Annotated in this window: 24 protein-coding genes; 11 read left to right on the plus strand and 13 right to left on the minus strand. The window is 52.9% G+C overall.

Annotated features, from left to right (window positions below):
* Positions 1-12 precede the first annotated feature (12 nt).
* Together hxlB and hxlA are read right to left on the minus strand one after the other, a co-directional pair.
* The gene (gene hxlB, locus EP25_RS0108680; protein ID WP_031433508.1) at positions 13-546 is read right to left on the minus strand and encodes a 6-phospho-3-hexuloisomerase; all 534 of its coding nucleotides are present in this window, start codon (positions 544-546) and stop codon (positions 13-15) included.
* A 2-nt stretch (positions 547-548) separates the two neighbouring features.
* Positions 549-1,196 (minus strand): 3-hexulose-6-phosphate synthase, encoded by a 648-nt coding sequence (gene hxlA / locus EP25_RS0108685; RefSeq protein WP_031433509.1) that lies wholly within the window; start codon positions 1,194-1,196, stop codon positions 549-551.
* Between the two features lie 282 nt (positions 1,197-1,478).
* On the opposite strand from hxlA, the gene EP25_RS0108690 reads away from it, so the two are divergent.
* Positions 1,479-2,300: an HAD-IIA family hydrolase gene (locus tag EP25_RS0108690; protein WP_031433510.1), complete on the plus strand. Its 822-nt coding sequence runs from the start codon at positions 1,479-1,481 to the stop codon at positions 2,298-2,300.
* A gap of 179 nt (positions 2,301-2,479) precedes the next feature.
* Complete coding sequence (gene dhaK, locus EP25_RS0108695; protein WP_031433511.1) at positions 2,480-3,469, plus strand: dihydroxyacetone kinase subunit DhaK; 990 nt, start codon at positions 2,480-2,482, stop codon at positions 3,467-3,469.
* Positions 3,470-3,547: 78 nt separating this feature from the next.
* Here dhaK and dhaL read toward each other — a convergent pair whose 3' ends face one another.
* Positions 3,548-4,183 (minus strand): dihydroxyacetone kinase subunit DhaL, encoded by a 636-nt coding sequence (dhaL, locus tag EP25_RS0108700; RefSeq protein ID WP_031433512.1) that lies wholly within the window; start codon positions 4,181-4,183, stop codon positions 3,548-3,550.
* Positions 4,184-4,361: 178 nt separating this feature from the next.
* On the opposite strand from dhaL, the gene EP25_RS0108705 reads away from it, so the two are divergent.
* The 8 genes from EP25_RS0108705 (at position 4,362) to EP25_RS0108740 (ending at position 13,955) form a co-directional block, all read left to right on the plus strand.
* Positions 4,362-5,264: a carbohydrate kinase family protein gene (locus EP25_RS0108705; protein ID WP_031433513.1), complete on the plus strand. Its 903-nt coding sequence runs from the start codon at positions 4,362-4,364 to the stop codon at positions 5,262-5,264.
* Between the two features lie 168 nt (positions 5,265-5,432).
* Positions 5,433-6,902: a glucose-6-phosphate dehydrogenase gene (gene zwf / locus EP25_RS0108710; RefSeq protein ID WP_031433514.1), complete on the plus strand. Its 1,470-nt coding sequence runs from the start codon at positions 5,433-5,435 to the stop codon at positions 6,900-6,902.
* Between the two features lie 20 nt (positions 6,903-6,922).
* The gene (pgl, locus tag EP25_RS0108715) at positions 6,923-7,633 is read left to right on the plus strand and encodes a 6-phosphogluconolactonase (protein ID WP_031433515.1); all 711 of its coding nucleotides are present in this window, start codon (positions 6,923-6,925) and stop codon (positions 7,631-7,633) included.
* Between the two features lie 80 nt (positions 7,634-7,713).
* Positions 7,714-9,534, plus strand: coding sequence for a phosphogluconate dehydratase (edd, locus tag EP25_RS0108720; RefSeq protein ID WP_031433516.1), 1,821 nt, complete (start codon positions 7,714-7,716; stop codon positions 9,532-9,534).
* A 76-nt stretch (positions 9,535-9,610) separates the two neighbouring features.
* The gene (locus tag EP25_RS0108725; protein ID WP_031433517.1) at positions 9,611-10,237 is read left to right on the plus strand and encodes a bifunctional 4-hydroxy-2-oxoglutarate aldolase/2-dehydro-3-deoxy-phosphogluconate aldolase; all 627 of its coding nucleotides are present in this window, start codon (positions 9,611-9,613) and stop codon (positions 10,235-10,237) included.
* An 81-nt stretch (positions 10,238-10,318) separates the two neighbouring features.
* Positions 10,319-11,083, plus strand: coding sequence for an exodeoxyribonuclease III (locus tag EP25_RS0108730; protein WP_031433518.1), 765 nt, complete (start codon positions 10,319-10,321; stop codon positions 11,081-11,083).
* 91 nt (positions 11,084-11,174) lie between these two features.
* Complete coding sequence (locus EP25_RS0108735; protein ID WP_031433519.1) at positions 11,175-12,005, plus strand: SDR family NAD(P)-dependent oxidoreductase; 831 nt, start codon at positions 11,175-11,177, stop codon at positions 12,003-12,005.
* Between the two features lie 51 nt (positions 12,006-12,056).
* Complete coding sequence (locus tag EP25_RS0108740; RefSeq protein WP_084190996.1) at positions 12,057-13,955, plus strand: DUF3592 domain-containing protein; 1,899 nt, start codon at positions 12,057-12,059, stop codon at positions 13,953-13,955.
* Between the two features lie 74 nt (positions 13,956-14,029).
* On the opposite strand, the gene EP25_RS0108745 is transcribed toward EP25_RS0108740, so the two are convergent.
* Complete coding sequence (locus EP25_RS0108745) at positions 14,030-15,136, minus strand: hypothetical protein (RefSeq protein WP_031433521.1); 1,107 nt, start codon at positions 15,134-15,136, stop codon at positions 14,030-14,032.
* Positions 15,137-15,318: 182 nt separating this feature from the next.
* On the opposite strand from EP25_RS0108745, the gene EP25_RS0108750 reads away from it, so the two are divergent.
* Positions 15,319-16,632: an IS1380 family transposase gene (locus EP25_RS0108750; protein ID WP_031433522.1), complete on the plus strand. Its 1,314-nt coding sequence runs from the start codon at positions 15,319-15,321 to the stop codon at positions 16,630-16,632.
* 262 nt (positions 16,633-16,894) lie between these two features.
* Here EP25_RS0108750 and EP25_RS0108755 read toward each other — a convergent pair whose 3' ends face one another.
* The 9 genes from EP25_RS0108755 to EP25_RS0108795 all read right to left on the minus strand — a co-directional run bounded on the left by EP25_RS0108755 (position 16,895) and on the right by EP25_RS0108795 (position 24,703).
* A complete protein-coding gene (locus EP25_RS0108755) occupies positions 16,895-17,290 on the minus strand; it encodes a DUF2802 domain-containing protein (protein WP_031433523.1) in 396 nt (131 codons plus the stop codon).
* A complete protein-coding gene (locus tag EP25_RS23440; RefSeq protein ID WP_160172716.1) occupies positions 17,290-17,457 on the minus strand; it encodes a hypothetical protein in 168 nt (55 codons plus the stop codon). The genes EP25_RS0108755 and EP25_RS23440 overlap by 1 nt, the downstream gene beginning before the upstream one ends.
* A gap of 59 nt (positions 17,458-17,516) precedes the next feature.
* On the minus strand, positions 17,517-17,990 hold the full coding sequence (locus EP25_RS0108765; RefSeq protein WP_031433524.1) for a chemotaxis protein CheW: 474 nt from the start codon (positions 17,988-17,990) through the stop codon (positions 17,517-17,519).
* 171 nt (positions 17,991-18,161) lie between these two features.
* The gene (locus tag EP25_RS0108770) at positions 18,162-18,896 is read right to left on the minus strand and encodes a chemotaxis protein CheW (RefSeq protein ID WP_031433525.1); all 735 of its coding nucleotides are present in this window, start codon (positions 18,894-18,896) and stop codon (positions 18,162-18,164) included.
* Positions 18,896-19,699: a ParA family protein gene (locus EP25_RS0108775; RefSeq protein ID WP_031433526.1), complete on the minus strand. Its 804-nt coding sequence runs from the start codon at positions 19,697-19,699 to the stop codon at positions 18,896-18,898. The genes EP25_RS0108770 and EP25_RS0108775 overlap by 1 nt, the downstream gene beginning before the upstream one ends.
* A 12-nt stretch (positions 19,700-19,711) precedes the next feature.
* Entirely contained in the window at positions 19,712-20,575 is an 864-nt protein-coding gene (gene motD / locus EP25_RS0108780; protein ID WP_036300391.1) for a flagellar motor protein MotD, read from the minus strand.
* A 4-nt stretch (positions 20,576-20,579) separates the two neighbouring features.
* On the minus strand, positions 20,580-21,323 hold the full coding sequence (locus EP25_RS0108785; protein ID WP_031433528.1) for a flagellar motor protein: 744 nt from the start codon (positions 21,321-21,323) through the stop codon (positions 20,580-20,582).
* Positions 21,323-22,378, minus strand: a complete 1,056-nt coding sequence (locus EP25_RS0108790; protein ID WP_031433529.1) for a protein-glutamate methylesterase/protein-glutamine glutaminase — start codon at positions 22,376-22,378, stop codon at positions 21,323-21,325. The genes EP25_RS0108785 and EP25_RS0108790 overlap by 1 nt, the downstream gene beginning before the upstream one ends.
* A gap of 117 nt (positions 22,379-22,495) precedes the next feature.
* The gene (locus EP25_RS0108795; protein WP_031433530.1) at positions 22,496-24,703 is read right to left on the minus strand and encodes a chemotaxis protein CheA; all 2,208 of its coding nucleotides are present in this window, start codon (positions 24,701-24,703) and stop codon (positions 22,496-22,498) included.
* Positions 24,704-24,705: the final 2 nt, after the last annotated feature.

A 24,705-nucleotide genomic window follows, 5' to 3' on the forward strand; every position in this document is an offset into this window, starting at 1 on the left:
CATTCCGTTTTATTATTCCAGATTAGCGTGCCTGCTACGCATAACTTCTTCTTCAATCCCTTTATCATGAATGATATGAGAGACAGTTGCTTCCAGAAAAAATAGCGTAGACAGTTCAAACAAGGTTCCCATCGGCATGCCTTTAACCTTTTGATAAAGGTCATCCTTACCGATTTGGAACACTTCATCCGCTAAATCACCAATAGTCGAATTGCCTTTCGCAGAAATCAAGATGATATCGGCACCAACTTCTTTTGCTTTTTTGGTGAACGAAATCAACTGCTCGGTTTCACCCGAACCGGAAATCACGATCAACAAATCGCCAACTTTAATACTCGGCGTAACGATTTCACCAACCACGCTGACGTCGTAACCACCATGCATCAAACGCATGGCAAAAAAATTACCCACCAGCTTGGAACGGCCAGCGCCGGAAATAAAAATTCTTCCGGCTCTGTCCAGCAAATATGTCAGCTTTTGCTCATAGGAATCCTTAGTGGACCCAAGAATACCGCTGATCTTGTCTACGACAAGTTGCTTATGCATGATTATGCCGCTGCAGCGTCAACCAACTCACGAATTTCGCGAGCCGCTTCTGCAGGTGATGGAGCGCCATAGATAGCCGCACCAACAACAATGATGTCAGCACCTGCTTCTACCACGCTTTGTACGGTAGAAGGCTTGATACCGCCGGCAACAGAAACACGCACATCCAGACCCAGGTTAGAAATTTCAGCCAGATCTTCGAAAGGCGTTTGACCCGCTGCTTGCGCGTCCAGACCAGTGTGTACGCCAACGATTTGCGCACCCAGCGCTGCTGCTTCTCTTGCGCACTCTGCTTTGTTTGGTACGTTGATCAAGTCAATTTGTACTTCAGCGTTGTGTGCTTTAGCTGCTTTGATCACACCACCAATTGTCGCCATACCGGAAACACCCAGTACTGTACAGATATCTGCACCCGCCGCGTAGAAAGGAGTCGCTTCGTACTCACCGGCATCCATGGTTTTCAGGTCAACCAGAATCAGTTGATTCGGAAATCTTGCTCTTAATTCTTCAACCAGCTTCAGGCCATTGTACTTGATGCAAGGCGTACCGATTTCGAAGATATCAACGTAAGGAGCGACTTGTTCAGCCAGCGCTACTGTTGCATCGAAATCCAGTGAATCTAAAGCCATTTGAATTAATGGTGTTGCCATGTTATATGCTCCGTTTGTTACAGTTATTGTTTAAACATAAAATTACCAGCTAACGTTAAACTCTAAAACAGTTAGAGTGAGATTGTCAATTTACTGGCAGATTACATGTTTAAATTTTTGTTAGAATGATGATCATTCTGGTGACACACAGACCTGTCAACACAACGGTTCGACAATCGGCACCTACCTTCCGGCGACATTTCATAAAATGAAAATATCTCGATGCCTGCAACCGGTGTCAGCGGTGAACCGTACCATACTTCATTACGGATAAACAACACTATGGCACCAATTTCGAACATCAACGCATTGATTATTGATATGGACGGCGTTTTATGGCAGGGCAGCACTCCCTTGCCTGGGTTAAACGAATTCTTTAGTACAATCCGCGCATTACGGCTACCCTTCATATTAGCGACCAACAATGCCAGCCTGACTCTGGAACAATATATCGATAAACTCGAGCAAATGCAGGTTAGGGTCCAGCGTTCCGAAATTTTGACCTCTGGCATGGCAACCGCCCATTATCTGGCGCAACAACACGACCCTGACAGCACCCGGGTTTTCGTCATCGGCGAAAGCGGCGCCAAACTACCCTTACTAGAACAAGGTTTTACGTTAACCGACATCGACGACATCCGAAACGATAAAAGAGATTCCGGCGCCGACATCGTAGTCTGCGGATTGGACAGAGAACTGTCGTGGGACAAATTAGCCACTGCCGCGCTAAACATACGTGCCGGTGCCCTTTTTATCGGCACCAATGGCGACGTCACGCTGCCTACCGAACGCGGCTTCGCTCCCGGCAACGGCGCAACCCTGGCCGCGCTGGAAGCGGCTACCGGGGTAAAACCCACTGTCATCGGCAAACCGGAGCCGATCATGTACCAGCAAGCGATGGCTATCCTGGGTACTACCGCAGCCGAGACCATTGCCATAGGCGACCGCTTGGATACCGACATCCTTGGCGCGGTTCGCGCCGACATGCGCAGCCTGATGGTTTTGAGCGGCATCTCGTCACAGCAGGACATCGCAACTGTCGATTATGAGCCGACCTGGGTGATGCAGGACATCAGAGAAGTGACGGAAATGTTGAAACAATGAGGATAAGCGCCAATATCAACAATAAAAAATTGCGGAAGGAATAACAGCGCCTAGCTCGCTTGTTTCCGCCAGGCCGCCCTTCGTCATTTTTCAAACATTGAACAAGCCTTACACACAGGCTAACATTAAAATAAAGTCAATCATTAAAATAAAGTCAATCATTGCCCGGAGTCGCGATAATGAAAAAATTCATCAATGCCGTTGACAGCTTGCTCGACGAAAGCATCCTCGGCTTTGCTAAAGCCCATGCCGACATCATTCAACTGCAAAGCGAACCTACCTTCGTCCGCCGCAAAGAGCCGACCCGAAACGGTAAAGTGGTCTTGATTTCGGGTGGAGGCTCCGGCCATGAACCACTGCATACCGGCTTTGTCGGCCAGGGCATGTTGGACGCGGCCTGCCCTGGGCAAATCTTTACTTCGCCGACACCGGACCAGATGCTGGCCGCCGCGCAAGCCGTCGAAAACGGCGGCGGTGTTTTATTTATCGTCAAGAATTATGCCGGCGATGTCATGAATTTCGAAATCGCTGGGGAAATGCTGGAATGCAACAATGCCAGCGTGCTGATCGACGACGATGTTTCGTTACCAAAAGATCACAGCACCGGGCGTCGCGGCGTCGCCGGAACCCTGATTGTCGAGAAAATTGTCGGTGCCGCCGCCGAAAACGGCGCTGATTTGGCAACCTGCAAAAGCTTGGGCGACAAGGTCAATCAGGCGACTGCATCGATGGGCGTCGCGCTCAGTAGTTGTACGGTGCCGGCACTGGGCAAACCGACTTTCGACCTGGCCGCCGACGAGATGGAAATGGGCGTCGGCATTCACGGCGAACGCGGGAGGGAAACGATGAAACTCGCCTCCGCCACGGAAATCGTCGAACATATAGCCCAACAAATCGACGACGAACTAAAACCGCAGCAAGGCCAACAAGCGCTGCTGCATGTCAACGGCTTCGGCGGCACTCCATTACTGGAATTGCATTTACTGTACGATTTGGCCGCGCAATATTGGGAGAAGCGCGGCATCAACATTTGTCGTTCCCTGGTCGGCAACTATACCACCTCATTGGACATGGCCGGCGCGTCCATCACCTTGACGCTACTGGACGAAGAAATGCTGAAACTTTGGGATGCGCCGGTCAATACCGCCTCTTTGCGCTGGGGCTGTTAAGCGGTAACGCCCGGCATTGCCCTGTTGGGTTGCATGATGCAACCCGACCTTCCTGGGTTGGCGACGAGGGTATCGCTCCTACAACTGCTTTCCCACTACAGAACAGACTGCGGCAATCATCAACTGCGCGGTTTTCGCGCCGGCATCGATATGGCCGATGGTACGCTCCCCCAGGAAAGACGCCCGCCCTTTTTTGGCCACCATGTCTCGCGTGGCCTCCACGCCGGCCTCGGCCACTTCATTGATTTTATCCAACAATTCGGACTCCGACAAACCTTCGGACGCAGCGTCCTGCAAGCACTCAACTACTGGCACCCAAACATCCAGCATGGTTTTCTCGCCGACATCGGCACGACCTCTTTTTTTGATCGATTCGACCCCTTCGGCAAACGCATTGGCGAAAACCGACAAATCCATTTGCCGGTCTTTGGCCGCCTTGCTCATCGTCACAAACAAGGAACCATATAAGGAACCGGACGCTCCACCGATTTTAGACATCATCGTCATGCCGATTTTTTGCCAGGCCGCCACCCAATCCAGTGCCGCAAAGTCTTGCTCCTGAGATTTCAACGCTTCGATGCCGCGCTGTAAATTATAGACATGATCACCGTCGCCGATTTCCTGATCCAGGGCCGTTACTTCCTCGGCATTGGCGCTGATCGCTTGATCGATCGCCTCGATCATCTCCGGTAATAACTGAGGAGTAATTTGCATCGTCTTTTCCTTTAGTCCATAAAAAATTCGAGCATACCTCGGCATTACCGGTCTGTCCACCCAAGCAACCGAACCGAATCTCCGACACTCAAGAACCGGGAACCGTTTCTGCCATTCTTTTCGCATTTCATAGTAAAAATGCTAATCTCGTTTTTTTAGCCGCAGAAACACAAAGCGAATGACCACTCAGCAAAACCTTCTCGATGTCCTGTGTGTCGGCCATGCCTGTTACGACCTGATTTTTTCGGTTGACCATCACCCCGATGAGGACGAAAAACTTTTCGCACAAAGCTGCCACGGCGTAGGCGGCGGGCCGGCCGCCAATGCCGCCGTCATCGTGGCAAGGCTAGGCTTTCATTCCGCCTTTGCCGGTTATTTGGGGAACGACCTGTATGGGGACAAACACCGGCAGGAATTTATAGAAAACGGCGTGGCCGATACTTACTTAATCCGCGGCGCTAATCCCACACCGATATCTGCGATTATCGTCAAACCGGACGGCAAAAGAGCACTAATCAATTACAAAGGAGACACCCGTCCTTTGCCAGCAAACGCACTCGATTTTTCCGGTATCGATGTCAAAACCGTGCTGTTTGACGGCCACGAACCCGAATTATCGCTACCTTTGGCAGATTATTGCCGAAACATCAATATTCCTACCGTTCTCGATGCCGGCTCGGTCCATCAAGGCACCTTGGCGTTAATGAATAAAGTGGATTATCTGGTTTGTTCGGAAAAATTTGCCGTTCAGTTCGCCGGTAATGAAGAAAGCGCTCTGTCCAAACTCGCGGAAAAAGCACCGACCGTCGTCATCACGCTGGGTCAACGAGGATTAATCTGGCAAACCGGCCAGGAACACGGCAGCCTTGCGGCCTTCCCGATCGACGCCATTGACAGCACCGGCGCCGGCGACGCCTTCCACGGCGCCTTCGCGGCAGCCGTCGCGGCCAAACTGAATTGGCAGGACACCTTGCGTTATGCCAGCGCCGCCGGAGCCATTTGCTGCACCCGCACCGGCGCGCGCGAGGGGTTAGCGACCAAACAGGAACTTCAAGCATTCCTGCAACAGCCCTCCGGCTAGAAACTTGTTCGCTTATACAACGCCCACTATAATAGTGGAATTTTTTTCCATGCAGGACTGTGGGCACTCTCTTTTATACTGTCCGTTCCGAGTGCGAACACGGTATTTTTTTCCTGCTATAGCATCGTTAAGATGCGTCTAAATCCTTCTTTCTCAAACGAAACACTAATGCCGAAAAACAAAACATTTAAACCTTGCGACTTGGTCATATACGGCGGCCTGGGTGACCTCTCCACCCGCAAACTGCTCATCTCCCTTTACCGATTGGAAAAGGCCGGTTTAATGGAAGCCGGAACCCGCATCATTGCCGTCGACAGACATCGAAAAGATAACGCGGAATTCGTCGATATCGCGCATAAAAATCTGCACTCATTCCTCAACGACGACATCGACGAAGACATTTGGCAACGCTTTTCAGCACGCTTGTCCTATCTGAAAATCGACCTGACCCAAATGGAAGAATATCAGCAATTGCACGATGTTCTGCATCCGGAAACCAATGTCCTGGTCAATTACTTTGCCGTTTCGCCGGTCTTGTTCAAAAGCATTTGCCAGGGCTTAGATCAAGCCGGCGTACTGAATGACCAATCGCGCATCGTCATGGAAAAGCCGATTGGCCACGACTTGGTTTCATCGCGCGAGATCAACGACGTCGTCGCCGAAGTGTTCAACGAAGACCAAGTATTCCGTATCGACCATTACCTGGGCAAGGAAACCGTCCTCAATCTCTTGGCATTGCGTTTCGCCAATTCCTTCTTCACCACCAACTGGGATCATAATACGATCGATCATATCCAGATCACCGTTGCGGAAGAAGTCGGCATTGAAGGCCGCTGGGAATACTTCGACCACACCGGCCAACTACGCGACATGCTGCAAAACCACTTACTGCAAATCCTGACCTTCGTCGCCATGGAACCGCCGGTCGATCTGGAGGCGCACAGCATCCACAACGAAAAGATCAAGGTGCTACAGGCGCTGCGGCCGATCACCGAGAACAACGTCGAGGAAAAAACCGTGCGCGGCCAATATACCAAAGGCTTCCAAAAAGCCACGCCGGTGCCGGGTTATCTGGAAGAGGAAGGCGCCAACACCGACAGCACGACGGAAACCTTCGTCGCGGTGCGGGTCGATATCGACAATTGGCGCTGGGCCGGCGTGCCGTTTTATCTGCGTACCGGCAAGCGCATGAATTACAAGCGCACCGAAATCGTCGTCTATTTCAAACAACTGCCGCACAACATCTTCAAGGACAGCTTCCGACATCTGCCGCCGAACAAACTGATCATCCATCTTCAGCCCAACGAAGGTGTGGAAATCGAAATGTTGAACAAGGTTCCGGGCATCGATGGCGACATCAAGCTGCAGAAAACCAAGCTGGATTTGAGTTTCTCCGAGGCCTTCAAGAAAAACAAATTGTTCGGCGGTTACGAAAAACTGATCCTGGAAGCCCTGCGCGGCAACCCGACCCTGTTCCTGAGCCGCGAGGAAATCGAGCAGGCCTGGACCTGGATCGATTCGATCCAAAAAGCCTGGGCCAAAACCAACGAAGAAGCGCGACCTTATCCGGCGGGCACCTGGGGGCCGATCGCTTCCGATTCACTGCTGGCTCGCGATGGCCGCGCTTGGGAAGGCTAACAAAACAATAGGACATTATCATGATTAAACAATTTCTATTCGAAGACCGCGACAGCTTATTCAGCGCATTGGCCCTGGCCTGCCAAAGACATCTGGACAAGGCCCTGACCGACAAGGGCGAAGCCAGTTTCATGGTTTCCGGCGGCGGCACGCCGGCACCGCTATACCAGACCTTGTCGGAAAGCGATCTGGACTGGTCGAAAATCCATGTTGCTTTGGTCGATGAACGCTGGGTCGACAAGGATCACGACGCCAGCAACGAAGCGCTGATCGAGCGCACGTTGTTGATCAATAACGCCGCTGAAGCCACTTTTACCGGCATGAAAACCGCCGCCGAAACCGCCTTGGAAGGCTGCGCCGAAAGCGAGCAACATTATCGGGCCATTCCCAAACCGTTTACCGTAGCGATACTGGGCATGGGCAACGACGGCCACACCGCGTCTCTATTCCCCCATGCCCAAGGCTTAAGCGAAGCCTTGGCGGAGGACAATACTCAACTGACTGCGCCCATCACCGCGCAACAAAGCGAGGTGACCGGCCCCAATACCGAACGCCTGACCCTGACGTTGAACGGTCTGCTCCATTCAAAACGATTGATCATCCTACTGACCGGCGTGGAAAAACTGGCCGTGTTTAAACAAGCCCAGGCCGACGGCGCTGTCGAAGACATGCCGGTACGCGCGATCCTGCGCCAGAATAAAGTGCCGGTCGAACTTTACTGGGCGCCTTAATCAATCATTATAAGCGCCCACTATCTCCGGCTCAGGAGGGGGCGCTTCGACTCGATCACAAATACCAAGAGGAATGCATTATGCACCCCACGATAGAAAAAGTGACACAAGAGGTCATCGAACGCAGTCATGAATCACGTTCGGCTTACCTGAAACACATCGACAAACAGTCCAAGGAAGGCCCTAATCGATCCACATTGCCTTGCGGTAACCTAGCCCATGGCTTCGCCGCTTGTAGCGCAGCGGATAAAGCCGCCCTGACCGGCAACCAGCAAGCCAATGTCGCCATTATCACCGCTTATAACGACATGCTGTCGGCGCACGAACCTTATAAGGATTTTCCCAAGTTGATCAAAGAAGCCGTCCATGAAGTGGGTGGCGTCGCCCAAGTCGCCGGCGGCGTGCCCGCGATGTGCGACGGCATCACCCAGGGCCAGCCCGGCATGGAATTGTCGCTGTTCAGCCGAGACCTGATCGCGATGGCGACGGCTATCGGGATGAGCCACAATATGTTCGACGCGGCCCTGTATCTCGGTGTTTGCGACAAGATCGTACCCGGCCTGTTGATCGGCGCTCTCAGCTTCGGCCATTTACCGGCGGTGTTCGTGCCGGCCGGCCCGATGCCCAGCGGCCTGACCAACAAGGAAAAAGCGCGCGCCCGCCAGGCCTACGCCGTCGGCAAAATCGGCCGCAAGGAATTGTTGGAAGCCGAATCGGCCTCCTATCATTCGCCCGGCACCTGCACCTTCTACGGCACCGCCAACAGTAACCAGATGATGATGGAAATCATGGGCCTGCATCTGCCCGGCAGTTCATTCGTCAATCCTTATACGCCGCTGCGCGACGAACTGACCAAACAGGCGGCTCGCCAGGTCATTAAATTCACCGCACTGGGTGACGATTACCGCCCGATCGCCCACATGGTCGATGAAAAGGCGATCATCAACGCCGTAATCGGCCTGCTCGCGACCGGCGGTTCAACCAACCACACGATGCATTTGATCGCGATCGCACGCGCTGCCGGCATCACGTTGAACTGGGACGACTTCGACAACCTGTCCAAAGTCATCCCGCAATTGACCAAAATCTATCCGAACGGTCCTGCCGACGTGAACCATTTCCATGCCGCCGGCGGCATGGGCGTCTTGATCGCCGAACTGCTGAAACATGGCCTGCTGCATGCGGACATCCTGACCGTCGCCGACGAAAAAGGCATGAACAGCTATACCCGGGAACCTAAGCTGGAAGACGGCAAACTGGTGTGGAAACCTTGCCCTTCCGCCTCCTTGGATACCGAAGTGCTGAGCACGGTTGAAAAACCGTTCAACGCCACCGGCGGCCTGCATGTGATGCAAGGCAACCTGGGCCGCGGTGTTTCCAAATTGTCCGCCGTTTCGCCGGACCATCAAATCGTCGAGGCACCGGCGGTGGTGTTCGACGACCAGGAAGACTTCCTGGCCGCCTTCAAGCGCGGCGAACTGGAAAAAGACTTCGTCGCGGTGATCCGCTTCCAGGGCCCGAGAGCCAACGGCATGCCGGAATTGCATAAACTGACGCCGCCACTTGGCGTGTTGCAGGACAAGGGCTTTAATGTCGCGTTGGTTACCGACGGCCGCATGTCCGGCGCTTCCGGCAAGGTGCCTTCGGTGATCCATTTATGCCCGGAATGCGAAATGGGCGGGCCGCTGGCAAAAGTCCAAGAAGGCGATATCATTTCGCTGAATCTGCAAACCGGCGACGTCAATGCCTTGGTCGACGAAACCGAATTCGACGCCCGCGAACCGCGGCCGAAACAAACCACCAACCACCATTACGGCATGGGACGGGAAATGTTCGGCAATTTCCGTTTAGGCGCATCGACTGCGGAAACCGGCGCTTCGAATCTGTTTCCGGTAGATTAAGAAATTTTACCAGCAAATACGTTGGGTTACGGCTAGCGCCTAACCCAACCTACACAATATCAAACGACAACCCTCTATGACAGCCATCAAAGACATCATGCATACCTCGCCGGTGATTCCGGTAATGGTCATCAACCGCCTCGAACACGCCGTGCCCCTGGCTCACGCCCTGGTCGAAGGCGGCTTGAAAGTATTGGAAATCACCCTGCGCACGCCGGTGGCGCTGGACGCGATCAAGCAAATCAAGGCCGAAGTGCCGGGCGCGATCGTCGGTGCCGGCACCGTGATCAACACCGAAACGCTGCAACAAGCGATTGCTGCCGGATCGGAGTTTCTGGTCAGCCCCGGCGTGACCGAAAACCTGATCGATGCGGCCATCGCCTCGGGCGTACCCATTCTGCCCGGCGTCATCAGCCCCAGCGAAGTGATGCGCCTGATGGAAAAAGGCATCACCGAAATGAAATTCTTCCCGGCCGAAGCAGCTGGCGGCGTACCGATGCTGAAATCGATCGGCGGCCCGTTGCCGCAAGTGACTTTCTGTCCGACCGGCGGCGTCAGCCCGAAAAACGCGGCCGATTATCTGGCCTTGAAAAACGTCGCTTGCGTCGGCGGTTCGTGGATGGCTCCGGCCGATCTGGTCGACGCCGAGAACTGGGACGAAATCACCCGCCGCGCCAAGGAAGCGGCGCAAATTTCGGCCTAACTCTGGGCTTAACGAACTAGCCCGGCATAACTCCGCCTTTGCCGGGCAGCAGCAACTGAACACTAAGCGAAAGAACTTACGATGAAAATCATTTCGTGGAACGTCAACGGCATCCGCGCGGTACAAAAAAAAGGCTTCGCCGAAACCTTAGCCGGCCTCGATGCCGACTGCGTTTTGCTACAGGAAACCAAGGCACAGCCCGAGCAAGTCGCCACCGCGCTGGAAAATATCGACGGCTATCATGTTTTTTCCAACAGCGCCGAGCGCAAGGGCTATTCCGGCGTCGCGCTGCTGACCCGGCAACAGCCGCTGAACATCCTCAACGATATCGGCATCGACGAACACGACCGGGAAGGCCGCGTCATCGCCGCCGAATTCGAAAATTTCATCCTGGTCGACGTCTATATTCCCAATTCCGGGCAGGGACTGGTACGGCTCGATTACCGGCAAATCTGGGATGTGGAATTTCTCGCCTATCTGAAACAATTGGAACAACAAAAACCGTTGATCGTCTGCGGCGATTTCAATGTCGCCCATCAGGAAATCGATATCGCCCGGCCCAAGCCGAATTACAATAAAACGGCCGGTTACACCCAGGCCGAGATCGACGGCTTCGGCCGCTTTCTCGAAGCCGGCTTTGTCGATACCTACCGCCATTTCCATCCCGACACCGTCGCCTATAGCTGGTGGAGCTTTCGCGCCAATGCCCGAGCCAAGAACATCGGTTGGCGGATCGACTATGTACTGACCAGCGCCGCGCTGCTCGAGAGAATTACCGACGCCTTTATTTCGCCCGATATCATGGGTTCGGACCATTGCCCGGTCGGTATCGATATCGATCTCTGATCCTGCATCGACATTATATCGGCGGCAACATTACTTGCCGCCTCTTAAGTTCATGCTATGCTTTTGAAAAGTGATTCGATTTCCCATAGCCATGGCCCAGTCTCAACTCGCATCGTCATCCCACTCCAACGGCCGCACTGTTTTTCTCGTCTCCGGCGCGACCGGGGCGATCGGCAAGGCCATCGCCCGGCGACTGGCCGCGACACCGAATTCCGACGTCGTCCTGGTCTGCCGCAACCCCGATAAGGGCCAATGTGCCGTCGATGAAATCGTCTCGGCAACGAACAACCCCAACGTACGCTACGAGCTCGCCGACCTGAGCAGACTGGCGGAGATTCGCGCATTGGCGGCGCGCTGGACCGGTCCATTACATACCCTGATAAACAACGCCGCCTGCACGCCGCGCACCCGGCAGGAAACGCCCGAAGGCATCGAGCTGCAGTTCGCCACCAATGTACTGGGCTATTTCCACTTGATCGAGGAATTCCGCGAGGTATTGCGGGCCTCTGCGCCCGCCCGCATCGTCAATGTCGCCAGCTACTGGGCCGGCGGGCTCGATCTGGACGACCTGGAATTCAAACGCCGGCGTTACGATAACGACCTAGCCTACCGCCAATCGAAACAGGCCGACCGCATGCTGAGTAAGGCTTTCGCCGAAAAACTCGGTCCCTACCGGATCGCCGTCAATGCCTGTCACCCCGGCGACGTCAATTCCACCTTGAGCAACAATCTAGGCTTCGGCGGCCACGAATCCCCCGACCAGGGCGCCGAAACGCCGGTCTGGTTGGCGACCGATCCGCTAGGCCAGCAACAGAGCGGCAAATATTTCGAACACAAGCAGGAAACAAATTGTCGTTTCAGCCACGATAAACAGGTGTTACAAGCGCTTTATCAAGCTTGCGCGGCCTATGCGTCAATGTAAAGAGGCTAAATTGCGTTTCATGGCTCTTTACTGTCAATCGATGGCAACTCGATGAAAATAATAGGCATGCTGTTCGGCCTGCTCTTGGGCTGCGCCTTCGCCGGCGGCGGAATCATGATTGCATTGGAAACGGCAATTCCGACCTACCGCTACTGGCATGCCATGCGCCATTGGCAACCGGCGAACGCGACATTACTCCATGTTGCCGGCTCCGAATTCAAGACGGAGGCAAATTATCGCTATAGCATTGCCGGCATCGAATACCAAAACGACCGCGTTTATGTGGCTACCAGCGAGGACAATATCGGTTCCTACCACCAAGATCTGACTCGACACCTGCAATGGTTGAAAGAAAACGGCCAGGCGGTACCGATCTGGTATGACCCCGCTGACCCGGCCCAAGCCGTCATAGACCGGGACATGCGCTGGGGTTTGTTCGCGCTGATGGCCGGTTTTTGTTCGATTTTTGTTTTGATCGGCCTGGGCATTGCTTATGCCAGCCTTCGCCCCACCCCGACCGTACGCAGTAGACGAAATAAACCCTCACTGCTCGAACTTAGGCGGCAATGGCGGCAGCAGGCGGACACTTCGAACAACGTTAGTTTTCTCGACTTTGTCCGGCACCAAGCCGAACAATACCAACAATCAACAAATCCAGCATCTTCCGGGCCTCGCCGTTCTCCGTCAGCCACTCCCTGGCTGGACAAAAAAGAATGGCGGAGCAACCGAATCCTTTCCAATGCCAAAACCAGCCTGTATTTCATGTGGGGATTCGCCATCTTCTGGAGCGCGATCAGCATGCCGATTCTGTTCGTGTTGGAAGACGAATTGAACAAGAATAACTATGCCGCCTTGCTCGGCCTGTTGTTCCCATTGGTTGGTCTGTTTTTATTAAGCAAGGCCTGGAAGATGACGCGAGAATGGCGCCGCTTCGGTATCATCGAATTACAGCTGGACCCTTTTCCCGGTTCGATCGGCGGCCATGTCGGCGGTAGCCTGTTATTGCCTAAAGTCTCAGACTTCCGTATTCCCTACAGAGTCACCCTGGAATGCGTGAACACTTATGTTTCCGGGTCGGGCGATAACCGTAGTCGCCGGGAAAGCGTCAAATGGGCCGAAGAAGGGTTCGCCGAAGCCGAAGCCGGCGGACGGGGCGTGCGCCTGGAATTTCGTTTCGATGTCCCGGAAGGATTACCGGAAGCGGATGTCGAACAGCGTGGCGACTACTATTTTTGGCGGCTTAGCCTGTCCGCCGAGATCGATGGTATCCCGTTAAACCGGCAATACAATATTCCGGTTTTCCAGACCAATGCGCATGCCCGGTTTATTCGCCATGACAACAGCGCCCAGGCCAAGAAAAATAGAAAAGAAAAGGCGCTCGCCTCATTGGCCGCCATCAAACGCGGCGACTTCTCCAGCACGTCGCTGGCCAGAGCGTTAATTTATAAAAATGAGGGCGGAAAACATCTGTTTTATTATCCGATGTTCAGAAACAAACTGCTGACGATGTTCGCACTGATTTTTGCCTGCGGTTTCGATTTCGCGGCCTTTATGATCAATCAGAATTTTGCCGGAGACGGCATGATGAGTATTTTCATGCTGATCTTCTCCATCCCGTTCGCACTGGTCGGCCTGGTCGCGACCATCGCGGCGATCTACCTACCCTTCAACAATCTCCGCGTAAGCCTAAGCAACGGCAATATCACCGCCCTGCGCCGGCTTTTGTTCATTCCCATTCAATCCCATTCCCTGGCCAGCCGTCACATAAACCATATAGAAATAAGATCCTCAGGCAGCACCGGCCAGGGCGTCAAACAAATCAGACACTATAAGTTGATAGTCCACGGTAAGAACCGGCAAAAATTCGCCATCGCCGAGGATATCGATGGCGAGGACTTGGCCGGACAATTGCGGGATTTTATCGGCAAGCACCTAGGGATAGTCGCTTGATTAACATATTGAGAACGCTTTCCCCATGTCCGAATATTCAATTTAGGAAAACAAGGGTGAGAAATGAGTTATTGTCAAGGTGTTCGTAGCCGTCTTGCTCTACAAAAATCCCTCAATTGAGCCTCGTTGGGCCATGCCGGCATAAAAGGGAAACTATCGAGTATTTCGACGCACTTGGCGAAATCCCTGAAAGCCCAGTGATCTTGTCTTTCGTAAAGGAAACAGCCGCTGGGAACTCCCGCCACGGACGGATTGTCACCATCCGCGTAGTAAACGAGCATATGGCGGTTATGATGATGTTCTTGGGCGGTGGTTAAGACACTGCGAATTCTGCCTGCTCCCAAACGTCCCATGGCAGGGAAAAGAGTAGTGTAGAAGCCGATTCGATAATCGACAATTCTGTTGATCGTCAGCGATAAGGCCACTTCCAATAGCGAATGGTGTCCTCCCGCAACGATGGTAGCCAATGGTAGAAGTTGAAAAACGGGGTCACCGCCGGTGTGAATCGCAAATCTTTCCATAAAGTAGATGCTATCAGTCGTCGTGCCGGAAATGTCAGCCAGGGGTACTAAGCCAAAAACTTGATCCACCCGATTTACCGTACTCTTATCCAGCAATTTGAAGCGGGCGGCTCCGCCTTGTTGGGAGATCAGAAAACTATGTACATCTGAAGTGGATTGTAGGCCCGGTTGGATACTCGTCCGTTGTCGACCATAACCGGCAGCAGGATTTTTGTTCCAACGATCTGATCCGCCTCGGTAACTGGATTTTATACTGTCTTGAAGGGAATAATCGCCTCGCGGACCAGCTGCGCCGCGAGCCCCAAGCGCTCCGCCTTTTTCAATAAATTCTCCATACAATCTGATCAGATCCGAACAGTCCTGAGCGTCTAATTGCTCGACCTGAATGGAATTGAAGCCAGCCGGATATTTTTTGCAGAGTTGGACGATATTGATTTGCGACTGCCAAGCCTGGGTAACGGCGGCACTGGCAATGGGAGACGATCTTTTCAACTCTCTTAATTCATCCAGAACCTCCCTCGCCATGATGCGAAGATGATCGATCAACCCTGCCGTATTTGAGTTAAAAATCTCTAACAATTCCCATGAGAGCTGGGTTTCGAGCCGTTGTTTCTGGTTAATCCACTCATGTACCGTATTTGGATCGTTTACGTTAATCATTTGCCTCACCTTATGCTAGTGGCCAAAAGAAAAAAGCGCTTAACTCATGCAAGTTAATTTTTCTGCTTTTAGGTCGAGGTCGTCATCGCCTTAGCCCGAATATTTCATGATAGAGGCGGGCAAGTTTGTTGATATTTGATAAAATTCAGTTACTTATATTGAATTTAACCAACAACTTGCCCATGACAAATTGTACTCCAGCTCAGATAGAATTTCCTCCCTTAAAACGCCGTAAAATAGACGCCCAATTCAGTGGTGGAGCGATCACCAGTGATGGCGGTGTGCTGTTGTTAAGAGCGATTGACCAGCAATTAGGATTAACCGAACGGATAGCGGCGCAGATTCCTGACGCCAGAGCCCCTGACCGCGTGCAACACTCTGTGATCAACCTGCTCCGTCAACGGGTTTATGGCTTGGCGTGTGGGTATGAGGATTTGAATGATCATGACACGCTCAGAAATGATATCGCCTTTCAGACGGCGGTGGAAAAGGATCAGACATTGGGCAGCCGATCCACCTTGTGCCGGTTTGAGCAGCAGGCGGATCGCGCCTTGATGTGGCGAGTTCATGAGGAGTTGCTGGCACAGTTTATCGCTTCGTATGAGACACCGCCGAAATCGTTGATCCTGGATTTCGACGCCACCGACGATCCGGTTCATGGCGAACAGGACGGACGTTTTTTTCATGGCTACTATCGGCACTATTGTTTCCTGCCGTTGTATGTCTTTTGCGGCCATCACTGCTTGGTCAGTTATCTACGTCCCAGCAATATTGATGGCGCCAAGCACAGCTGGGCGATTCTGGCTTTGCTGGTTCGGCGCTTGCGTCAGGCTTGGCCGGACGTTGACATCACGTTTCGCGGCGATGGCGGTTTTTGTCGCCATAAGATGCTGAGTTGGTGCGAGCGGCATCGCGTTCACTATATTGTCGGGTTGGCCAAAAATAAACGCTTAACGCGCTTAAGCCAACCCTGGATTGAACAAGCCCGGCAACAGTTCCAAAGCGAACAGCAGAAACAGCGTCTCTTTACCGATTTCCACTATAAAGCCGGCACCTGGAAACGCCGACGCCGTGTCATTCTTAAGGCCGAACACATGAGCCAAGGGAGTAATCCCCGCTATGTCGTAACCAATCTGGGCGGCGATGTACAAACACTCTATGAAACCGTTTACTGTGCGCGAGGCGACATGGAAAACCGGATTAAAGAGCAACAATTGGATCTGTTTGCCGACCGCACCAGTTGCAGCCTGTGGTGGCCGAATCAGTTTCGTTTGCTGTTATCCACCTTGGCCTATACCCTGATCCAGGCGATTCGCCGAATCGCCCTCAACAACACCGAACTAGCAACAGCCACTTGCGCCACCATTCGCCTGAAATTGTTTAAAATCGGTGCCGTCATCATTCGTAACACCCGTCGTATTCGACTGCTGTTCAGCAGTCAGTATCCGTTTCAATCCTTGTTTAAATCCGTTTGTCAGCGCCTGTGCCCTGATTAGTACAAACAAAGTGCTGTGCCCGGCACGCTGATAAACAATGGGGTAAGGGGAAGTTGCGCCTGAAAAACGGAAATCAACGCTTAATTCCCTTTTTGACCGCTCAATTTCTCCTTACGATCGCATGTTTTAAAACAAACGAGGGTTTCGATAGGGTTTCAAGGGACTGATGAAATATCCGGGTTAGACTTTTTTGATAAATTTCTAATTCAGGAAAACAACGTCCACTTCTTTTTCAGATTCGTACAGCAAAAACCTCTTGTCCTCATTTTTTCAACCCATACAAACTGATCAACAAGACCGCTTCGTCGCGGCTCAAGCCGCATTCCCGAACCAGCTCTTCCGGGCCGGCACCGCGATGAATTCGTTGTATCGCGGAATGATAGGAATGGGATGAATGATTGTCCTGCGGTTCTTGCCTTTCCGTTTGCGCCAGTTTGGTGGCGATGTCCTTGAGCCGTTCGTCGTTTCCTTGCAGCCGGTTGTCGACCGATACGGCGGCCGAACAAATACCGGCAATGTCCTTGCTATTGCGGCCGACGACCTGCTCCAGTTCCCGGCAAACCCGTTTCAATTTGTTGTGCTCGACGAACAACCAGAACAATAGAGCGAACATAACGATAAGCATGGCCAGCGTCGCGGCCAACAGGATTTCACTCATTACACTCTTTCATCGATATGTTGTACCGGCTCGCCATTGTTTTCCCGCTCGATTTCGTCCTTTTCTTTCTTAGGCGGCCGCTCTTCCCCGCGGCGTTTGTCATCGCTCTCGATACGGCGCGGCCGAATAATCGGACTGCTGGGCGTCAGTGGCGTTATCTCGGCCATAATCACCTCTTTACGATACGATTGCCGTAACCTATCTCCGATCAGGGCAAGGCCGGCGGTTAAAATAAATCCAGTTCCGCTTTTTCCTCGTCGTTGAGGAATTTGTTTAAATCGACCAGGATAAGCAATTCGTCATCGCGGCTGGTCACGCCTTGGATATACTTGGAACTCTCTTCGTTGCCGACATTCGGTGCCGTTTCGATTTCCGAGGCCCGCATCTCGACCACTTCCGCCACGCTATCTACCAATATACCGATAATATGGTCTTCGGTTTCGATAATCACGATCCTGGAGGCATCGTCCGGTTCCTTAGACGACAAGCCGAAGCGATTACGGGTGTCGATGACGGTGACGACATTGCCACGCAAATTGATAATGCCCAAGACATAGGAAGGCGCGCCAGGAACCGGCGCTATTTCGGTGATTCGCAGAACTTCCTGAACCTGCATGACATTGATGCCGTACTTCTCGTCGCCGAGACAAAAAGTCACCCATTGCATGACCGGATCGTTTTGTTTGTTATCTTCACTCATCTTTTCGGATCCACTATTGATGTTAACCCAGCTTTGTCAATGGTGTGCAATAAGTCTTCAAGCCATTGATTAATATACATTAAAAACCAAACCACTTTTCTTGTTTGTAGTGCCATAAAATAATTTATTCATTATTTATCAATATTTACAAGCTCCAATAACAACGCTGGATTAAAGTCTCGCTTTCCGATGCGGCACCAGTTGTTGCACATCGATAACGGCCGTTAGTTCCTCGATCACCGTACCGATCAGCCATGGCCTTTTTTCCCGCAACGTGCGCCATCTGACTTTATCCGGCTGCAAGCGGCTGATCGACAATATTTCGTCACAAGCCAAACCCCAACGCCCGTCGCCGGTAATCAAAATACGTTGAAACGGATTCGTTTCCAAATCGCGCTGACCTCCCCGGCTTTTGCCATAAAGCAATTGCCCGGTATCCAACACGCCGATGCGGCCTTCATGCTCATCCAACAAGCCCATAAACCAGGAAGGTTGCCCCGGTATCTTGGTCGGTTGCCGCTCGATCTTTATCGTTCTCAACAACTCCGTCAACGGCGTTGCCAAAATTAACTGATCGACCTTAAAGAACAAAGCCTGAAATTCCTGTTGCGCCCATTCCGGCATGACCGACAAATATTGCGGCTTTACCTCAATCTCGTCGGCAACACAAACCGGCAATTGCGGCGCGATTTCCGCCACAGGCGGCACTCGTTCGAATAAAGGCCGAATTTTCTCGTTCTGGACCAATGGCTTCGCAGCATCCTTTTGCAGGCGCCTGACCTTGTCCCCACCCTTTGCCGTGAATTCGGTTTCCGACTCCGGAATGTCCTCAAGCAAGGTTCGCAGGTAGATATCCAGCGCCAGTTCCTGATGGACCACCTGTTGCCCGCGTTTGTCATGTTTCATCAAGATATCGCCACTTTTTTGTCGTGCCGCTGCTCATCCAGCAATAAAAGTTCCAACAATTCAGTATAAGCCTGGGCGGCCCTGGATTCCTTGGCAAACAACGACACCGGCGTTGCCGCCTGGCTGGCTTCGCGGATTTTGGTGTCGACCGGAATGAAAGATTTCCACACATTATCCGGATATTTCAGACGCAATGAAATCAGGCTTTCACGCGCGGCTTTGGTGCGCCTGTCGAACATCGTCGGCACGATCGTATAATGCGGATTCGTCTTGCGCGATTTGAACACCATGCCGATCGTATGCAGCATGCGATCCAAGCCCTTCAACGCCAGAAATTCGGCCAATACCGGAATGATCAAGTGATCGCAGGCCGCCAACGCGTTAATCATCAACACCCCCAACATCGGCGGACTGTCGATCAAGACATAGTCATAATTTCCTGAGACTTGTTTTAACGAAGAAGCGACCACCATGCCCATGCCGCCCATCGCCGCAACCTGGCGGTCCAACGTCGCAATGGCGGTCGAGGCCGGCAACACCGACAAACCGTCGAATTCCGTCGCGACGATATAAGGTTCGGCACTCAGATTTTTTTTCTTCAGACTGGCGTCATGGAATAGATTGTAAACACTGGCGCGCGTCTCGTCGGGATTCATCTTGAAATAGCTGGTCAAAGAACCGTGCGGATCGAGATCGACCAGCAACGTCCTGAATCCCCAGGACGACAACAGGCCGCCCAGGGTGACCACGGTCGTGGTCTTCCCGACTCCGCCTTTCTGATTCGATACCGACCATACTTTCATAATCAACTTGCCTTAGGGCTCGGAAACCGTAGCGCCGTTATCCTCGGATGCCCGCTCGAAATTAAGGACTTTGGCCCTTTCGTCATCATCCATGCCGTAACGGGCAAAAGCCTGCGACATCAGTACCAACACGACGCGGCGATTTTTGAATCGTCCGCTGACAGTATTATTATCGGCAATCGGATGGAATTCTCCATACCCCACCGCCGACAAGCGGGTGGCGGGCACGCGACTGTTAACCAACTCCCTGACGACACTGGTCGCCCGCGCCGCCGACAAATCCCAATTGGAGGGAAACTCGACGGTATCGATCGGGACATTATCGGTATGGCCTTCGACATTGACAACATTAGGCAATCGCCTGATCACATCGGCCACTTTGTGTATCACCGGTACCGCCTTGGGGGACAGTGCCGCCTCGCCGCTGGCAAACAGCAATTCGCTGTTCATTTCCAGCTCGACCCAAAAGTCGTGCCGTTTCACTTCGACCAAGTCTTCTTCGATATAGGGCTCGAGCACGGCCTCCAGATCGTTCGACACCCGCAGCAGTTGTCTTCTTTCCTGCAAAATTTCCTCACTCAACCGCTGCCGTTTCAATTCTTCCTCGGCGGTCGGATTATCGAGCTCAATTGGTTGCATGACCGTGGGCGGATTGCCCACATTGATCGGTTGCGTCGCCTTCAAGGCTTTTTCTTCATGGCGAAACGCTTCGTCCAGCGCTTCGGACAGGCTCTCGTATTTTTTGCTATTTACCGAAGAAATCGAATACATGACGACAAAAAAAGCGAACAACAGCGTGATAAAGTCGGCATAGGAAACCAGCCAGCGTTCATGGTTTTGCGGTTCCTCGGGAAGCGGTTTTCTTCGTCTTGCCATCTCGTCAATCCAATAAAAAGCCGGACAATTTCAGTTCGATATTCCGGGGGTTCTCGCCTTCGGCGATCGCGGTAATACCCTCCATCATCATCTCTTCGGCCTTGGAAATCAACAAGACTTGGGCCTTTAATTTATTGGCAACCGGCAAAAACAATAAATTGGCCAGACCAACGCCGTAGATGGTGGCGACAAAGGCGGTGGCAATTCCGGCCCCCAATAATTCAGGATTGGCCAGATTCTGCATGACGTGAATCAAGCCGATAACGGCACCGATAATGCCGATCGTCGGCGAATAACCGCCCATGGCGCTATAGACATTGGCCGCCTGCAAATCCAGATGCTCCCGGGTCGAGATATCGACTTCGAGACAATCCCGGATCACATCCGGTTCATTGCCGTCCACCAATAGCTGCAAGCCTTTTTTAGCGAAACCGTCTTGTTCCAGCTCGATGATGCCTTCCAAACCGAGCAACCCTTCCTTGCGCGCCAACGCGCTCCACTCGACGATTTTTTTGATCTTCGCCCGGAGCGGAATTTGCAGTGGCGCGACCACCCAGCGTGAAATCTTGATACTTTGCCAAAATACCTTGGGGGGGAAATGCAATAATGTCGCGCCCAACGTTCCGCCGATGACGATAATCAGGGCGTGGGCATTCAACAGGAAAGCGAATTCACCTCCTCCCAGCGAGTTACCGGCGATGATCGCGGCAAACCCGATGATGACTCCAATAATGCTAAGAATATCCATCAGCTTAATTTGTTAAATTCGAAAGCGATTTCCTCGAGGCTATACACATGATCGGCCAAATCGGCCTCGACTATCGCTCTCGGCATACCGTAAATGGTGCTGCTGGCTTCGTCCTGCGCCCAGATTTCCGCACCTCCGCGTTTTAACTGCTCCGCCCCCTTCTTGCCATCCGAACCCATGCCGGTCAACACCACGGCTATCACTCTCCCGACATTCTGCCGCGCCACCGAAGCAAAGGTAATGTCCACGCACGGACTGTAAATTTCTCCCGCCTGCTTGCGGCGTAAGCTGACGCTTTGCTTACCGTATTGGCTATGCACTTCCATTTGCATTCCCCCCGGCCCCAACAACGCCAGCCCCGGTTGCAACAGATCGCCGTCTGCGGCCTGCTTGACCCGAATCTGACACAAATCATTCAAACGGTCGGCAAAGCTCTTGGTGAAACTTTCCGGCATGTGCTGCAACAACAGAATCGGCATGGAGCAATGCGCCGGGATATGCGTCAATATTTTTTGCATGGCGACCGGTCCGCCGGTGGAAGCCGCTATCAAAAGCAAATCGGGTCGCAATTTATCCCGTTTTGACGCAAAACTTCGGCTGGGAGAAGCTGGCATCGGTTTATTATTGACGGTCGCGGCCTGCCTTCTGATTTTCGACGCCTGCTGGGCCACGATCCGAATTCTCCGGCGCAACAAGCGCTTGGCCATTTCCCGGTCGGCATCGATGTCGTCCAACTGCTTCGGCAGGAAATCGATGGCTCCCGCATTCAAAGCATCCAGGGTCGCCTGCGCACCGATCCGCGTGGCTATCGAAAACATCAAAATCGGCGCCGGACACTCGCGCATGATCTGTTTGACCGCCGTAATACCGTCCATGACCGGCATTTCGACATCCATCGTGATCACATCGGGTTCCAGTTCAGCCGCCTTTTTGACCGCCTCGCGGCCGTCACCGGCCACGCCGACGACTTGGTAAACCGGGTCTTCTTCCAGAATCTCCTGTATTCGCTTGCGGATGAATCTGGAATCATCGACAATCAATACCCGAATAGCCATCAGCCGCTTTCCTAATCGCCGGACACTCTGTTCGACAAGTCACGGGCATGACCATGATACCGAGCCGGCAAATGTCCCGCGGCTTCCAACGCCATTGCCATGGATCTTTCCACCGCCCTAACCCGCATAGCGTTTCATCAGCCCCGGCACGTCCAATATCAACGCAATTTTCCCGTCGCCGGTGATAGTGCCCCCGGCCAACCCTTCCAATCCTTGCAATTTGGCTCCCAACGGTTTGATGACGACCTCTTCCTGGCCGATCAATTGGTCGACGACGAAGCCCACTTGGCGACCGCCCGCGTTAACCACGACGACGTGCGCCATGGCATGTTTATCGATCACATAATGGGGGTCCTGTACCAACCACTCCCCCAAATAAAACAACGGCAGGGCTTTCTGCCTGACCACCACGACCAGCTGGCCATCGACGACATTGGTTTTGCGCAGGTCCAGATCCAAGATTTCAACGACGCTGGCCAGCGGCAAGGCAAAAGCCTGGCCGCCTAACTTGACCATCAAGGTCGGCATGATGGCCAAGGTCAACGGAACCTTGATGATAATCGTGCTGCCGGCACCTTCCTCGGAATCGATTTCTACCACGCCGTTCATTTGCGTGATCCGGGTCTTGACGACATCCATGCCCACGCCGCGCCCCGATACATCGGAAATCTCGCTTTTGGTGGAAAAACCCGGCAAGAAAATCAGGTTATAACACTCCTTATCATCCAGCCTGGCCGCACTTTCTTCATCCATCAGGCCTTTTTCAATCACTTTAGCCCGTAACGTATCGGCATTCATGCCCTTGCCATCATCCTTGATGGACAGCAGGATATGGTCTCCTTCCTGAGAAGCCGTCAACACGACCAGGCCTTCCCTGGGCTTACCTTTGGCCACACGCTCTTCCGGCGCTTCAATACCGTGGTCCACCGCATTACGCACTAAATGCACCAATGGGTCGGCCAGGGCTTCGACCAGATTTTTATCCAGATCGGTTTCTTCACCGACCAATTCCAAGCGAATTTCCTTGTTGAGACTTCTGGCAAGATCCCTGACTACCCGGGGAAAACGGCCGAATACCTTTTTGATCGGTTGCATCCGTGTCTTCATCACCGACAGTTGCAGGTCGGCCGTGACCACGTCGAGGTTGGATACGGCCTTGGCAAATTGTTCGCCAGCCTCTTCGTTGGCTTTTAATGTTTGGAAACGGTTACGCACCAGCACCAATTCACCGACCATGTTCATGATTTCGTCTAAGACCTGGGTATCGACCCGAACGGTCGTATCGCCTTGCGGCGGCATCGTTTTTGCCGTTCTTTTCGCTTCTTTTCCGCCAACCTCCGTTTTTTTCGGTTGCACAGGCATCGCCTCGGTTTGCGGTTTTATCTCGGCTTGCCCTTGTTCCGTTGCTTCCGTTAAGGTTTTTTCTCGCTCCTCGCTTTCCTGACTAGGAGTCGGTTGAACATTAGCGCCTTTGAATTTGCCCTTGCCATGCAATTCATCGAGCAATTGCTCGAACTCTTCCTCGGTAATATCGCCGGAATCGGTGGCAGGCGTATCCTCGCTATCCTTTTTTACTGCTGCCTCACTTAAATTTTTGCTGGAGAATTTGCCCTTGCCATGCAAGTCGTCCAATAACCGTTCGAACTCCTCCTCGCTGATCTCATCGGCGGAACCGGTTGCTTGCTGATCGGATTGATTCGGTTGCTTCGGCGTGGGGGAACCGCCTTTGCCATGCAAAGCATCGAGTAATTCCTCGAATTCGTCTTCGGTGATTTCGTCACTGGCCCCGCCAAACTTAGCAACGCCGTCATCGTCCGGCACGACCAGCATCGATTCGAACTCCTGCTCGACGATGTCCGAACCCGGCTCGGCGATGCCAACGGACGGTTCGGCGGGGGTATCGTCAGTGGACTCGGCCGCCTCTTCCGTCATTTCCTCAGCCGAGGTAAAAGACCGCAGACGTTGCAGCAAGCTGTCGGCAGCCGGCGTCGGGTCATTGCCCGACCTGACCTGACCGAACATTTCGTTGACGACGTCGACTACCTGCAGTATCACATCCATCAACTCGGCATTGACCTTGCGTTCTCCCTGCCTTAGCACATTGAAGACATCTTCGGCGCTGTGGCAAACATCGACCAACGGGTTGATCGCCAAAAACCCGGCGCCGCCTTTTATCGTGTGAAAGCCTCTGAAAATGGCATTCAACAGTTCGAAGTCTTCCGGCGACTGCTCCAGCTCGACCAACTGCTCGCTTAGCAGTTCGAGAATTTCGCCCGCTTCGACCAGGAAATCCTGGAGAATTTCGTCATCCAGATCAATCGCCATGA

This window comes from Methylomarinum vadi (assembly GCF_000733935.1).
GTDB lineage: Bacteria > Pseudomonadota > Gammaproteobacteria > Methylococcales > Methylomonadaceae > Methylomarinum > Methylomarinum vadi.